14 protein-coding genes are annotated in these 13,379 nt (G+C 72.5%); 7 read left to right on the top strand and 7 right to left on the bottom strand.

From position 1 onward, the window contains the following. Nucleotides 1–79: 79 nt before the first annotated feature. Genes ACWCRD_RS26270 through ACWCRD_RS26255 form a run of 4 tightly spaced genes read right to left on the bottom strand, consistent with a single transcriptional unit; the run spans nt 80 to nt 3,210 of the window. Nucleotides 80–1,162, bottom strand: coding sequence for a maleylacetate reductase (locus ACWCRD_RS26270; protein WP_450968220.1), 1,083 nt, complete (start codon nt 1,160–1,162; stop codon nt 80–82). Further along, the gene (locus ACWCRD_RS26265) at nt 1,159–2,025 is read right to left on the bottom strand and encodes an intradiol ring-cleavage dioxygenase (RefSeq protein WP_450968219.1); all 867 of its coding nucleotides are present in this window, start codon (nt 2,023–2,025) and stop codon (nt 1,159–1,161) included. Before ACWCRD_RS26265 ends, ACWCRD_RS26270 begins: the two co-directional genes overlap by 4 nt. A gap of 29 nt (nt 2,026–2,054) precedes the next feature. Then, nucleotides 2,055–2,648 carry a hypothetical protein gene (locus ACWCRD_RS26260; RefSeq protein WP_450968218.1) on the bottom strand — a complete coding sequence of 198 codons (594 nt, stop codon included), beginning with the start codon at nt 2,646–2,648 and terminating at the stop codon, nt 2,055–2,057. A 49-nt stretch (nt 2,649–2,697) separates the two neighbouring features. Next, on the bottom strand, nt 2,698–3,210 hold the full coding sequence (locus tag ACWCRD_RS26255) for a hypothetical protein (RefSeq protein ID WP_450968217.1): 513 nt from the start codon (nt 3,208–3,210) through the stop codon (nt 2,698–2,700). A gap of 127 nt (nt 3,211–3,337) precedes the next feature. Between ACWCRD_RS26255 and ACWCRD_RS26250 the strand changes: the two genes are divergently transcribed. Next, nucleotides 3,338–3,682, top strand: a complete 345-nt coding sequence (locus ACWCRD_RS26250) for a cupin domain-containing protein (RefSeq protein ID WP_450968216.1) — start codon at nt 3,338–3,340, stop codon at nt 3,680–3,682. On the opposite strand, the gene ACWCRD_RS26245 is transcribed toward ACWCRD_RS26250, so the two are convergent. Then, a complete protein-coding gene (locus ACWCRD_RS26245; RefSeq protein ID WP_450968215.1) occupies nt 3,672–4,676 on the bottom strand; it encodes a LacI family DNA-binding transcriptional regulator in 1,005 nt (334 codons plus the stop codon). The genes ACWCRD_RS26250 and ACWCRD_RS26245 overlap by 11 nt on opposite strands. A gap of 122 nt (nt 4,677–4,798) precedes the next feature. Between ACWCRD_RS26245 and ACWCRD_RS26240 the strand changes: the two genes are divergently transcribed. Further along, nucleotides 4,799–5,956: a Gfo/Idh/MocA family protein gene (locus ACWCRD_RS26240; RefSeq protein WP_450968214.1), complete on the top strand. Its 1,158-nt coding sequence runs from the start codon at nt 4,799–4,801 to the stop codon at nt 5,954–5,956. Here the strand turns inward: ACWCRD_RS26240 and ACWCRD_RS26235 are convergent. Both ACWCRD_RS26235 and ACWCRD_RS26230 read right to left on the bottom strand, forming a co-directional pair. Then, nucleotides 5,940–6,554 carry a poly-gamma-glutamate hydrolase family protein gene (locus tag ACWCRD_RS26235; protein ID WP_450968213.1) on the bottom strand — a complete coding sequence of 205 codons (615 nt, stop codon included), beginning with the start codon at nt 6,552–6,554 and terminating at the stop codon, nt 5,940–5,942. The genes ACWCRD_RS26240 and ACWCRD_RS26235 overlap by 17 nt on opposite strands. Then, nucleotides 6,551–7,594 (bottom strand): LacI family DNA-binding transcriptional regulator, encoded by a 1,044-nt coding sequence (locus ACWCRD_RS26230; RefSeq protein ID WP_450968212.1) that lies wholly within the window; start codon nt 7,592–7,594, stop codon nt 6,551–6,553. The genes ACWCRD_RS26235 and ACWCRD_RS26230 overlap by 4 nt, the downstream gene beginning before the upstream one ends. Before the next feature lie 116 nt (nt 7,595–7,710). Here ACWCRD_RS26230 and ACWCRD_RS26225 point away from each other — a divergent pair, with 116 nt between their 5' ends. The 5 genes from ACWCRD_RS26225 (at nt 7,711) to ACWCRD_RS26205 (ending at nt 13,336) form a co-directional block, all read left to right on the top strand. Then, on the top strand, nt 7,711–8,877 hold the full coding sequence (locus ACWCRD_RS26225; RefSeq protein WP_450968211.1) for a phytanoyl-CoA dioxygenase family protein: 1,167 nt from the start codon (nt 7,711–7,713) through the stop codon (nt 8,875–8,877). A 27-nt stretch (nt 8,878–8,904) separates the two neighbouring features. Then, nucleotides 8,905–9,681, top strand: coding sequence for an SDR family oxidoreductase (locus ACWCRD_RS26220; protein WP_450968210.1), 777 nt, complete (start codon nt 8,905–8,907; stop codon nt 9,679–9,681). A 115-nt stretch (nt 9,682–9,796) separates the two neighbouring features. Beyond that, nucleotides 9,797–10,801: a Gfo/Idh/MocA family protein gene (locus tag ACWCRD_RS26215; RefSeq protein ID WP_450968209.1), complete on the top strand. Its 1,005-nt coding sequence runs from the start codon at nt 9,797–9,799 to the stop codon at nt 10,799–10,801. A 160-nt stretch (nt 10,802–10,961) separates the two neighbouring features. After that, the gene (locus ACWCRD_RS26210) at nt 10,962–12,323 is read left to right on the top strand and encodes a protoporphyrinogen/coproporphyrinogen oxidase (RefSeq protein ID WP_450968208.1); all 1,362 of its coding nucleotides are present in this window, start codon (nt 10,962–10,964) and stop codon (nt 12,321–12,323) included. Further along, nucleotides 12,320–13,336 (top strand): Gfo/Idh/MocA family protein, encoded by a 1,017-nt coding sequence (locus ACWCRD_RS26205; protein ID WP_450968207.1) that lies wholly within the window; start codon nt 12,320–12,322, stop codon nt 13,334–13,336. Before ACWCRD_RS26210 ends, ACWCRD_RS26205 begins: the two co-directional genes overlap by 4 nt. Nucleotides 13,337–13,379: the final 43 nt, after the last annotated feature.

Genomic DNA, 13,379 nt, shown 5'->3' with positions numbered 1-13,379 from the left:
ACGCCCTCGGGCTGGTTCGGTGATCTGGACCCGCCGGGCCCGGAGGCCGTAGCTCCGGCGGGGCGGCGGCCCTTCGGCGTCAGGCGGCGGGGAAGTCCGGTGCCGCGCCCTCGTACGCCGCCCGCAGCACGGCGAGCGCCCCGTCGGCCGTGACCTCGCGCGGGTTGGCGTAGGCCTGTCCCGCGGTCTGCGCCGCCGCCACCGCCAAGTCGCCTTCCTTCAGGCCGAGTTCGGCAAGGGAGCGAGGTGCGCCGAGGCGCCCGGCCAGCTCCCGCAGGGCGTGCGGGGCGTCGTCCGCGTCGAGGGCGCGGGCGACGGCGGCCGCCGCGTCCGGGGCAGCGGGCGCGTTGTACGCCAGGGCATAGGGCAGGACCACCGTGTGGGTCTCGGCGTGGGGCAGGCCGAAGGTGCCGCCGAGGACGTGGCACAGCTTGTGGTGCAGGCCCATGGTGGTGGCGCCGAGGCAGGAGCCGCACAGCCACGCGCCGTACAGGGCCCGGCTGCGGGCCTCCAGGGATGCCGGGTCGGCGGCCACCTCGGGCAGGGCGCCCGCCATGGCCCGTACGCCCTCCTGGGCCATCAGTGCGATCAGGGGTGAGGTGTCGGGGGCGTACAGCGCCTCGACAGCGTGGGCGATCGCGTTGATCCCGCTGGTGACGGAGAGCGGCACCGGCAGGGAGACGGTGAACTCGGGGTCGTAGACGACGCTGCGGGGCAGGACGACGGGGTCGCGGCCGGTGCGTTTGGCGCCGTGTTCGGTCAGGCCCCAGACCGGGGTCATCTCCGAGCCGGAGTAGGTGGAGGGCACGGCGATCAGCGGCAGGCCGGTGCGCAGGGCGATCGCCTTGCCGAGGCCGATCGAGGAGCCGCCGCCGACGGCCACGCAGCCGTCGGCGCCCGCCGCACGGGCCGCCTCGACGCCCCGGTCGGCCACCTCGATGGGCACATGCATCCGGGCGCCGTCGTGCAGGCCCGCGCAGGCGGAACCCAGCGAGTCGGCGACCGCGCGTGCCGTCCGGGCGCCGTGACTGCCGCACACCACCAGCAGCCGCCGCAGGCCGAGCGCCGCGGCCTCGCCGGCGGTCGCGGTCGTGGCGGCCCCGGGCCGGAAGACGACCCGCACCGGCCGGGACTCGTAGGAGAAGTCGAGGTGGTGCTTCACGACTGCTCCAGTACGAGGTCGAAGCGGGCGTGGCGGAAGGGGTTCGGGACGCCGAACTCTCGCGCCAGGGCAGAGTCATCCGTATGGGTGAACTCCTGGACCAGGCTCGGCTTGACGGCGAACACCGCGTCCGAGTCGAGGTAGTCGCTGCCCGCGACGAAGATGTGTGTGGTCACCGGTACATGGTCTGCGGCCGAGGCGATGAAGTGGATGTGCGCGGGCCGGTAGGGGTGGCGGGCGGTCGCGCGCAGCAGGTCGCCGACCGGGCCGTCGGTGGGGATCGGGTACGGGCTCGGCACGCAGGTGCGGAACCAGAAGCGGCCCTCCGCGTCCGCGGTGAACAGCCCGCGGCCGTTGCCCGGCGGCTGCACGTCCGGGCGCTGGACGTCGTAGAAGCCGTTCCCGTCGGCCTGCCAGACGTCGACGACCGCGCCCGGCAGCGGCGTTCCGTCCCCGGACAGGACCCGTCCGCTGACCACGCAGGGTTCGCCGCCGCCCACCAGGTCGATGTTCGCGCCGAGTTCGCGTGCCGGGGACTCGGTCATGTGGAAGGGGCCGAGGACCGTCGACTCGGTGGCTCCGGCGGCGCGGTCGCCGTTGATCGTCTCGACGAGCATCGACAGGCCGAGCACGTCCGACAGGAGGATGAACTCCTGCCGGGTGTCCGTGCACATCTGCCCGGTCGCCGTGAGGAAGCCGATCGCCCGCTCCCACTCCTGCTGCGTCAGCCGGGTCTCCCGCGCGAAGGCATGGAGGTGGCGGATCAGGCCGGTCAGCAGTTCGCGCAGGCGCGGGTCGGTGGTGGCGTGGAGACTGCGTACCGCCTCGTCCGTGACCGTGGTGTCGGTGGCGTCGGTGGTCATGTCGGCTCCCTTCACCGGTGCGCGGGCCGTCAGCCGAACCAGACGACGAGCCGTACGTGCTCGTCGCCGTATCTGGCCGCCATGTCCCGCATGGTGCTCCATACCTGTGCCCAGCATCCCTCGTCCGGCGGGGCGAGCATCCGCGCCGTGAGGATCACGGGGCGGTGCGCCACGCCGGCCAGGTGCACCTCGGCGCCGGGTGGCCACTCCGGGGGCGCCAGCAGCAGGTTTCCGCCGAAGGTTTCGGCGGCCGCCGCGCGCAGGCCGGGAGTTACCCGCACGAGTTCGTCACCGTCCGGCAGGGACCGCACCGCCCAGTTCCAGGCCGGGCCGTGCGCGAGCGGGGCGTCCCAGTCCACCGCCGCCACCTCGGCCCAGGTGGTGTAGGTGTGGTCGTGCTGGTACTCCCCGATGCCCGACTCGCGTACCGCATCGGAGATCCCGTCCGGCAGCCCGCGGGCGGCGAAGAGCGGACGTTCCACGTCCCCCGCCCCGCGCACTCCGAAGAGACACTCCCAGGCGACATAGTCCCGGGGAGGCTCGAAGTCCAGCAGATCGGCCGTGAACCGCCAGTGCCCATCGGGCGAGCGGCTTTCGATGACCCCGTCGATGTCCGTACCCACGAGGGATGACCATACGACAGTCCGGGGATCAATTGGTCCCTGATGGCCGTCACTTGATGACGGCGTTCGCGACGACCACGACGACACCGAGCAGTGCGTCGACCATGCCGGTGCGCAGGGCGACGCCCCAGGAGCGGCCCGACCATCGCGCGGTGGCCAGCCCCAGGCCGAACAGCAGTGCGATGTTCAGGGTGAACGCCGGATCCTCCACCCCGTCCGCCGGCCACCAGCCCCAGCCCGCCCCCGCGAGGATCGCCACGGTCGGCAGCACCGCGGTGACCAGGGGCCATTCGTCGACGAGGGCGCGCAGGGCGTCCCAGCGGCGGTGGGGTGCACGTTCGGCGATGTAGTGGGCGTAGCCGTGGGCGAGGGCGGAGGCGAGCGCGGTCACCAGCAGCCAGATGGCGTCGTAGCGACGGCTGACGCGGGAGCTGTGGCCGTACTGGCTGAGCGCCGCGACCATGGAGCAGGCCAGTACGGCGCCGTAGACACCGCCGAAGAGGACGGCCTCGCGGGTGTCGTGCTGCCGTTGGCCCGCGGCGGCCGTCGTTGTCTGCGCCATGTCCTCCACGATCACCCGGTACCTGCGGGGCCGCCAGTCGCGACCCGACGAAGTGTCCTCCTGCCTGGGGCGATGCCGCACACAGTGTCCATGCACGGGCTGCGGGAGGTCTCGCTAGGGTCGGGCCATGACCCCCAGCTTCGTTCTTCACATCCCTGATGCCGAGCTCGCGCCCGAGCCCCTCGACCCGGAGCAGATCGTCTCCGGGACGCCGGAGGTGAGTGGGAAGGTGGTGTGGGAGTCGGCGGACGGCCGTCAGGTCCGCGGGGTCTGGCAGATCACGCCGGGCGTCGTCACCGACACCGAGGCGGACGAGCTGTTCGTGGTGCTCAGCGGGTCGGCGACCATCGAGGTCGAGGGCGGGCCCACGCTGACGGTGGGGGCCGGGGACATGGCCGTCCTGCATGCGGGCGACCGCACGAGGTGGACCGTGCACGAGACGCTGCGGAAGGCGTACGCCATCAATCTGTGACCGGTGCCGCCGTGGTGCCGCGGATCTCCAACGTCGGTGCGGTCAGGTGCAGTCGGCCCGCTCCCCCGGGGTGTTCGAAGCGGTCCAGGAGGCAGCGGGCGGCGCGGCGGCCGACCTCGTGGCTGCCGTTGTCGACCGTGGTCAGCCAGACGTGACGCAGGCGGGCGATGCTCGTGTTGTCGTAGCCGACGACGGACACGTCCCGCGGGACGCGCAGGCCCAGTTCCTCCGCCGCCGAGAGCGCGCCGACGGAGGCGATGTCGTTGACGGCGAAGAGGGCGGTGGGCCGGTCCGCGCGGCTGAGCAGCCTGACGGTGCTGCGGTAGCCGCCCTCCTCGGTCATGTCACCGGCCTCCACCAAGGTCTGATCACTGAGCCCGTGCGCCCGCATCGTCGCCTCGAAGCTGCGGCGGCGCAGTTCGCCGACGGCGCCGTAGCCCGCGAGGTGCGCGATGCGGCGGTGGCCGAGGCCGATCAGGTGCTCGGTGACCAGGCGGGCGCCCCGCTCGTCGTCGCCCGCCACCACGTCCACGCCCGCCGGGGCCGGTTCGCGGGCGCCCGCGAGGACGACGGGGATCCGCTCGGCGGCCGTGCCGAGCGCGGCCGGGTCGGGCAGGGTGCCGACGACGACCAGGCCGTCCACCCGCAGGTCCATGAGCGGGTCGGCGGGGTCCTGGCCGGTGCGGCGGTTGAGGCGGGCGTCCGCGAGGAGCATCCGCAGGCCGTTGTCGTGCAGCAGTGAATTGAGGCCGTCGAGCAGGTCGACGAACCAGGGGTTGCGCAGGTCGTTGAGGAGCACGCCGACCGTGCGGGTGCGCTGTTCGCTGAGGCTGCGCGCGGCGGCGTTGGGCCGGTAGCCGAGTTCCCGCACCGCCCGCAGCACGGCCTCCCGCTTCTCGGGCCGCACCTGCTCGGAGCCGCGCAGCACGAGCGAGACCAGCGACTTGGACACGCCGGCCTGTTCGGCCACGTCGCGGATGGTCGGCTGCTTCATGCTGTGGACCGTTCCATGGCCCGGTGCGGCTTGTCAAAGGATCCGGGGAGGGTTGACAGCGGCTGAGCGGGAGCTTCAGGGTGGCCTGGACAGATTGTGGACCGGTCCAAAGAGGGGCTGTCATGGTGGATTCGCTCGGTGTCGCCGTCGTCGGGTTCGGCTGGATGGGCCGGGTGCACACCCAGGCGTACGCCCGGGTCCTGCACCACTACCCGCAGCTGGGCCTGCGCCCGCAGCTGATCACGGTCGCCGAGGAGGTGCCCGGGCGGGCCGAGGAGGCGGCCGCGCAGTTCGGGTTCGCCTCGACGACCCGGAACTGGCGTGATGTCGTCGAGGACCCGCGGATCCAGGCGGTCAGCATCACCGCGCCGAACTTCCTGCACCGCGAGATCGGCGTGGCGATGGCGGAGGCGGGCAAGCACATCTGGATCGAGAAGCCGGTCGGTCTGAGCGCGGCGGACGCCCGGGCGGTCGCCGACGCGGTGGCCACGGCAGGGGTCCAGGGCGCGGTCGGCTTCAACTACCGCAACGCGCCCGCCGTCGAGGCCGCCCGCGAACTGATCGCCTCCGGCGCCATCGGCACCGTCACCCATGTCCGCATCCGCCTCCTCAGCGACTACGCCGCCCACCCCGAGGGTGCCCTGACCTGGCGCTACGAGAAGGAGCGCGGGGGCAGCGGCGTCCTGGGCGACCTCGCCTCGCACGGCGCCGACCTGGCCCGCCACCTGCTCGGCGACATCGACGCGCTGACCGCCGACACGGCCGTGTTCATCCCCCGGCGGGCCCGGCCCACCGGCGCCACCGCAGGCCACACCCGCGCAACGGGCGGCGAGCTCGGCCCCGTCGAGAACGAGGACTACGTCAACTGCCTGCTGCGCTTCGCCTCCGGCGCCCGCGGGGTGCTGGAGGCCTGCCGGGTCTCGGTCGGCGAGCAGAACAACTACGGCTTCGAGGTGCACGGCACCCGGGGGGCGGTCTTCTGGGACTTCCGGCGCATGAACGAGCTGGGCGTCAGCCGTGGCACGAGCTACCAGGACCAGCCGGTCAGCACGGTGTACGTCGGCCCCGGCGACGGCGAGTTCGGGGCCTTCCAGCCGGGCGCGGCGAACGCCATGGGCATGGACGACCTGAAGGTGATCGAGGCCCACCGCTTCCTGCGCTCCGTCGTGGAGGGCAAGCCGCAGGGTGCCACGCTTCCGGACGCCGTGCACAGCGCCGCCGTACTGGAGGCGATGGTGCGGTCGGTCGAGAGCGGGTCCTGGGTCAGTCTCCGGGCATAGCGGAGGTCAGCGCCTCCACGCCCTTGGCCAGGGCGTCGACGACGGACCGCGGGGGTGTGTCCGGCACTCCCGGGGCCCATCGCCTGCGCTCGGTCCTGGCCGCGAGCGGGAGTTCCACCTGGACTCCGCCTTGGCGGGTCAGGTTCACCGGGTTCCGGGAGTGCAGGCCGCGCAGCTTCACGGGGATCTCGTCGAGGTCGGTGACGGGGGCGAACTGCGGCCGCAGGGCGTCGAGTCCGCCGGCGACGAGGCGGGCGGCCTTCCGGTTGCCGCCGCCGAGGAAGATGGCCCGTGGGGTCGCGGTCCGGTTGTGGCCGTGCAGGGAGACCGTGAGCGCCACCCGGGACAGGAAGTCCCGCAGCAGTGTGCAGTGTCCGACCGCCATGCGCGGGGAGGGGATGTGCACCGGATCGGGCACGCCCGGCTGGGTGAAGACCAGGCTGGTGGCCCCGCACCGCTCGGCCACCGCCCGCGCCAACTCGGCCGTACCGCCTTCGTTGCTGCCGTGCAGGGCCAGCAGCCCCAGCTCGCCGCCCGTCGTGAGCGTGGCGAGCAGGCGGACGCCCTCGATCTCCACGTATTCGCTGCTCGTCGTCACCCGGCTCCTCGGTTCGTCGCCTGCGGGGGCATGTTGTACGGCGTGACCACCTGGATCGCCGACGGCAGCGTAGGCCCCGCGGGCGGCAGCGCGCCGTGGGCGCGCATCACCGTGTGGCAGGCCTCGCGCATGTCCTGGCGCAGGTCGTGGTGGAGGACGGCGGACAGGCGGTGCTCGCGCAGCAGGCGGGTGTTGTCGTGGTCGAGGTCGTGGGCGACGAACACCGCGCACTCGCGGCCCAGGTCCTCGAAGGCGCGCAGGGTGGCGTTGTTGCCGCCGCCGATCGAGTAGACGGCGCGGATGTCCGGGTCGCGTTCGAGGGCGGCGCGCACCAGGTCGTACTGGGTGGCGTCCAGGCCGTGTCCCTCGGCGATCTCGACCAGGGTGCGGTCCGGGTGGCGCGCGCGCATGGCGCTGCGGAAGCCCATCTCGCGCTCCTCCTCGTTGCGGAAGAAGCCGCTGCTGAGGCTGGTGAGCACATTGCCGGGACGCTCGCCCAGCCACTGGCCCATGAGATACGCGGCGGTCGCGCCGGCGGCCCGGTTGTCGATGCCGACGTAGGCGAGCCGGGCGGTGGCGGGCAGGTCGGTGACCAGGGTGACGACGGGGATGCCGGCCTCGGCGAGGCGGCCGACGGCGGCCGTCACCTCGGGCACGTCCGGGGCCTTGAGGATCACGCCCTGCGAGCCGCGCCGGGCGATCCGGTCCAGCGTCCTCGTCAGCTCCGCCACCGGGCCGGTCTCGCGGAAGTGGAAGCGCGAGCGCACCACGGCCGGGTGCAGGGCGGGCAGCTCGGCCTCCAGGGCGGCGCGAACGGCGGTGGAGAACCGTTCCGGCGTCTGCATCACTATGTCGATCATGAAGGTGCGGCCGACCAGCCGGACCTGGGTGCGCTGCCGGTCCAGGTCGGCGATGGCCTGCCGGACCTCCCGTGCGGTGCTCTCCCGGACGCCGCCCCTGCCGTTGAGGACCCGGTCGACGGTGGCCTCGCTCAGGCCCGCCTGACGTGCGATCTCCCGGATCGGGAAGGGATGGCCCACCGCGGGCTCCTCTCGCCGGCTTGAGGGGTTTTTGATGGCCGCCTGCTGGTTGTTCGACGGGTTTGTACTGACAAGAATGACAGGGCTGAGTCGCCCCTGTCACCGAGAGGACACCGATGTCCTTCACCGCCGTACACCACCGTGCCTGGCTCTCCGAGCAGGACTGCGACCTCGACTCCTTCCGCACGCTCGTCGAGCGGACGGCCGACCCCGCCGACTACCCGCACGCCTGCGCGGTGGAGCGGAACGTCCTGCTGTACGACGCCGAACGCGTCCGTACCGCGAAGGACCGCCGGGGCCTCCAGGAGGAACTCGTCAGGGCCCTCACCGACGGACCCGGAGTGGTGGTCTTCCGGGGCGCCTTCCCCGATCACGCGGTGGTCGACCGGGCCACCGAGGTGTTCGACGCGCTGATCCGCGAGCAGTACGCGGCGGGCACCACGGCCGGCGACCACTTCGCCAAGCCCGGCGCGAACGAGCGGGTGTGGAACGCACTGGAGAAGGCGGCCCTCTACGACCCGGCGGCCTTCGCCGACTACTACGCCAACCCCGTTCTCGCCCTGGTCTGCGAGGCCTGGCTCGGTCCCGGCTACCAGGTGACCTCCCAGGTCAACGTGGTCAACCCGGGCGGCCTCGCGCAGACCGCGCACCGCGACTACCACCTCGGCTTCCTCTCCGACGAGACAGCCGCGGCCTATCCGGCGCACGTCCACCGCCTCTCCCCCGTGCTCACCCTCCAGGGCGCGGTCGCGCACTGCGACATGCCGGTGGAGTCGGGGCCGACGCTGTACCTGCCGTTCTCGCAGGCGTACGAGCCGGGCTATCTGGCGTGGCGGCGGCCCGAGTTCCAGGCGTACTTCAAGGAGCACCACGTCCAGCTGCCGCTCGCCAAGGGTGACGCCGCCTTCTTCAACCCGGCGCTGTTCCACGCCGCCGGGACCAACCGCACCACCGATGTGCGGCGCATGGCCAACCTGCTCCAGGTGTCCTCCGCCTTCGGCCGGGCGATGGAGACCGTGGACCGGGAGGCCGTGACGAACGCCGTCTACCCCGTGCTGCTGCGCCGAAAGGCGGACGGCGCGGACCAGGCATGGCTCGACAACGTGATCGCCGCCGGCGCCGAGGGCTACCCCTTCCCCACCAACCTCGACAGCGACCCGCCGGTCGACGGCCTGGCCCCGCCCTCGCAGGCGGACCTCGTGCGCCGGGCGCTGCGCGAGGGCCGGCTCCCCCGGGTTCTGCGGGACGAGCTGAGGGCGAGCACCGAGCGCCGCACCAGCTGACGCAAGCCGAAAGGACAACAAAGCCCCATGGGACTTCTCGACGACAAGGTCGTCCTCGTCAACGGCGGCAGCCAGGGAGTCGGGGCCGCCATCGCGCGCGCCGCGGTGCGTGAGGGGGCGGTCGTGGCCGTCACCGGCCGGCGTGCGGAACCCGGCGAGGCACTGGTGACCGAACTGACGGCCGCCGGCGGCAAGGCGATGTTCGTGCGCGCCGACCTGTCCGACGCCGAGCAGGCGAAGGGTGCGGTGCGCGACGTGGTCGCCGCGTACGGGCGGATCGACTGCCTGGTCAACTCCGCGGGTCTGACCTCCCGGGGCACGCTGCTGGACACCACGCCCGAGCTGTTCGACCAGCACATCGCGATCAACCTCAAGGCGCCGTTCTTCGCGATGCAGGCCGCCGTCGCCGACATGGTCTCCCGCAAGGCGCCCGGCACGATCGTCAACATCATCACGTCCTCGGCGCACGGCGGCCAGCCGTTCCTGGCCCCGTACGTGGCCGCGAAGGCCGGCCTGATCGGCCTGACCCGGAATGCCGCCCACGCGCACCGCTGGGACCGGGTGCGGATCAACGGCCTCAACATCGGCTGGACGGCCACCGAGGGCGAGGACGCCACCCAGAAGACGTTCCACGGCGCCGCCGACGACTGGCGCGAGGAGGCCGCCGCCAGGCTGCCGATGGGCAAGCTGGGCCAGCCGGACGAGATCGCGGACTTCGTGGTCTTCCTGCTGTCGGAGCGGTCGGGTGTGGTGACCGGATCGGTGATCGACTGGGACCAGAACGTGTTGGGCGGCCTGGACTGATATTTCAAGCCCGTCCGGCGATTGAGGACGAGCCCGAAGGGCGATCGGGGTCCGGGGCGGAGCCCCGGGAACGGACAGCAACCACCCACCAAGAAACAGGAAAGCAGCGGAGCTCATGCGTATCGGAATCCTCGGCCTCGGCCGCATCGGCGCCTTCCACGCCGAAACCCTCTCCGGGCTCGACGTGGTCGAGTCGCTCGTGCTGACCGACCCGTTCGCGGACGCCGCCAAGTCCGCGGCGGAGCGGTTCGGCGGCGAGGTCGTGGACTCGCCTCAGGCCCTGCTGGCGGCCGGCGTGGACGGCATCGTGGTCGCGGCCGCGACGGACGCCCACCCCGGGCTGATCCTGGCCGGTGTCGAGGCCGGCATCCCGGTCTTCTGCGAGAAGCCCGTCGCCAGGACGATGGCCGAGGGCGTCGAGGTCCTCAAGGCCGTCGAGGGCAAGGACGTGCCGATCCAGATCGGCTACAACCGCCGCTTCGACGCCGGTTTCGTCGCCGCCCGCGCCGCCGTGCAGAGCGGCGAGCTGGGCAAGCTGCACACCGTACGGTCGACCACGCTGGACCCGGCGCCCCCGCCGGCCGCGTACATCGCCGCCTCGGGCGGCATCTTCCGCGACTGTTCGGTCCACGACTTCGACATCATCCGCTGGGTGACGGGCCGCGAGGTCGTCGAGGTGTACGCCGTCGGCGGCAACCGGGGCGCCGAGTACATCAAGGAGGCGGGTGACGCCGACACCACCGGCGCGATCCTCACCCTGGACGACGGCACCATCGCGGTGGTCTCCAACTCCCGCCACAACGCCCGCGGTTACGACGTCCGCATGGAGATCCACGGCTTTACGGACTCCATCGCGGTGGGCCTGGAGGACAAGCTGCCGCTGCGTTCCGTCGAGCCCGGCGTGACCTTCCCGGCGGGCACCCCGCACGACTTCTTCATGGACCGCTTCACCGCGGCCTACCGCGCCGAGCTCACCGCGTTCACCGAGGTCGTCGCCGGCACCCGCCCCTCGCCCTGCACGATCGCGGACGCCCTGGAGGCGGGCTGGATCGCCGACGCGTGCACGCTGTCGCTGCACGAGCACCGCCCGGTGACCATCGCCGAGGTCCGCACCGCCTGAGCGGCGGCCCCGGTCCCTCGTGCTCCGGGTGCCGGCCCGGCCTCCGGCGCCCGGAGCACGAGTGTGCGAATCGCCACGTTGCCCTTGTCGGTCACGACCGCGGGATCTCCCCGTACCACCATGAGATCCACACACGTCGGACCGACGAGGAGCAACGACCATGAGCACCGGCGAGATATCCCGGCCCCACACCGACACCCGTCAACCCGCCGTGTCCGGCGGGCAGTTACGCAGCGGGCGGCGCGTGGTCGTCATCGGCGCCGGGCCCAGCGGCCTCGCGGCAGCCCGTGAACTGGAGCGCGCCGGGCACCGGGTGACCGTCCTGGAGGAGCAGGAGACGGTGGCGGGGAAGTGCCAGAGCGTGCGGGTCGACGGCCGGGCCCACGATCTGGGCGGTCACATCTGCACCAACCAGTACGAGCGGACGGCACGGTTGCTGACGGAACTGGACATCGAGACGGAGCGCACCACCCGCTACCGCGTCCTCGACGTGGAAGCGCGCACCGCAGCCCGCCAGGCCATGTCGTTCCTCCGAGACGGAGCCTTCCGGCGCTACCGGGCGCTGCGCGAGCGGGAGTTCCCGCGCATCGCCGAACCCGGGCTCGCCCACTCGGCGCGGGCCCTGGCCGCACCGGTCACCCGCTGGCTCGCCGAGCACGGCCTCACGTCCATGGCCGAGTCGTTCGGCACCGGATACACCGCGGCCGGGTACGGCTATCTCGACGCGCAGGTGCCCGCCCTGTACTTCGTCAAGTACGCCGAGATGACCGGTCTGCTGTCCCCCGGGCCCGAACTGCTGGGCCACGGAGGTGCGTTCACCGTCACGGGTGGATTCGCCACCCTGTGGCAGCGGGTCGCCGAGGAGCTGAAGGACGTACGGTGCGCGGTGCGCGTGGTGTCGGTCGAGCGGCACGAGGGCGGGGTACGGGTGCACACGGACTCCGGCCCGGTGGAGGCCGACGGCCTGGTGCTCGCCGTCCCTCTGGACCGCGTCCTGCCGCTCCTGGACGCCACCGCCGAGGAGCGCGACCTCGCCGGGCGAATCCGCAGCAACGCCTACCACACCACCCTCGCCACCGCCTCCGGCCTGCCCGAGAACGCCTTCTACTTCCTCGACCGCCACACCGCGACCCGCGAGGCGGCCGGCCACTGCGTCTCGTACCACCACCGCTACCCGGGCAGCGATGTGCGGACCTTCTACTCCTACGGCCGCCCCGAGGACGTGAGCGCGCTGCTGGGGGCCGACGTGGCGGAACTGGGCGGACGGCTGGAGAAGGTACATCTCCACCGTCAGTGGGCGTTCATGCCGCACTTCGGCAGTGACGACCTCGCGGACGGCGCCCTGGACCGGCTCGACGCCCTGCAGGGCCGCGGTCACACCTACTACGTCGGCGGCCTGCCCGCCTTCGAACTGATCGAATGCACCATCGCCCACGCGCAGGACCTGGTCCGCCGCCATTTTCCGCCCGCCGGCGGCACACTGGACCTGCACGAACGGACAGAGAAGGAAACGACCTCATGAGCGAACCGGTCCGCGAACCCCTGCGCATCGGCGTCCTGGGCGCCGCCCGGATCACCGAACGCGCCCTGATCGACCCGGCCCGCACCGCCGGCCACCGCCTGGTCGCGGTGGCCGCCCGTGACCGCTCCCGCGCCGAGGCCTTCGCCGCCGAGCACGGCGTGGAGCGGGTCGCGGACTCCTACGCCGCCCTGCTCGCCGACCCCGAGGTCGAAGTCGTCTACAACCCCCTCGCCAACGGCCTGCACGGCCCGTGGAACCTGGCCGCCCTCGCGGCCGGCAAGCACGTCCTGTCGGAGAAGCCGTCGGCGAGCAACGCCGAGGAGGCCGCCGAGGTCCGGGAGGCGGCGACCAAGGCCGGCACGGTCTTCATGGAGGCCTTCCACTACCTGTTCCACCCGGTCACCCGCCGCCTGCACGGACTCCTGGCCAGTGGTGAACTGGGCGAGCTGCAGCGGGTGGAGACCCTGGTCGCCATCCCGGCTCCGGGGGACGCCGACCCACGCTGGTCCCTGCCGCTGGCCGGCGGCGCCGTGATGGACCTCGGCTGCTACAGCCTGCACGCCGTACGGATGCTGGCCCCCTGGGCAGGCGGCGCACCGAGCCTGGTCTCCGCACGCGGCGGGGAACGCGCGGGCGCCCCCGGCGTCGACGAATGGCTGGACGCCGACGTCACCTTCCCGAACGGCGCCACCGCCTCCGCCCGCTGCCACATGGCGTACGACGAGCTGGAGATGAGCTGCCGAATCATCGGCAGCCGCGGCGAGGCCCTGGCCCCGAACTTCGTCCTCCCCCAGCTGGACGACCGGATCGTGATCCGCACCCCGGACGGCGAACGGACGGAGCGACTCGGCACCCGCTCCTCGTACACGTACCAACTGGAGGCGTTCGCAGCCCGGGTCCGGGAGGGTGCTCCACTGCCCCTGGACGCGGACGACGCGCTGGCGACGATGACCCTGATCGACGAGAGCTACCGGGCAGCGGGGTTCGAACCGCGGCCGCGGAGTCGGGTGTAGAGCGAACTCAGGGCACGGCCATGGCTTTTGAGATGATCGGCGC

Source organism: Streptomyces sp. NPDC002092, from assembly GCF_053593775.1.
This window is presented reverse-complemented; position numbering and strand designations above follow the sequence as displayed.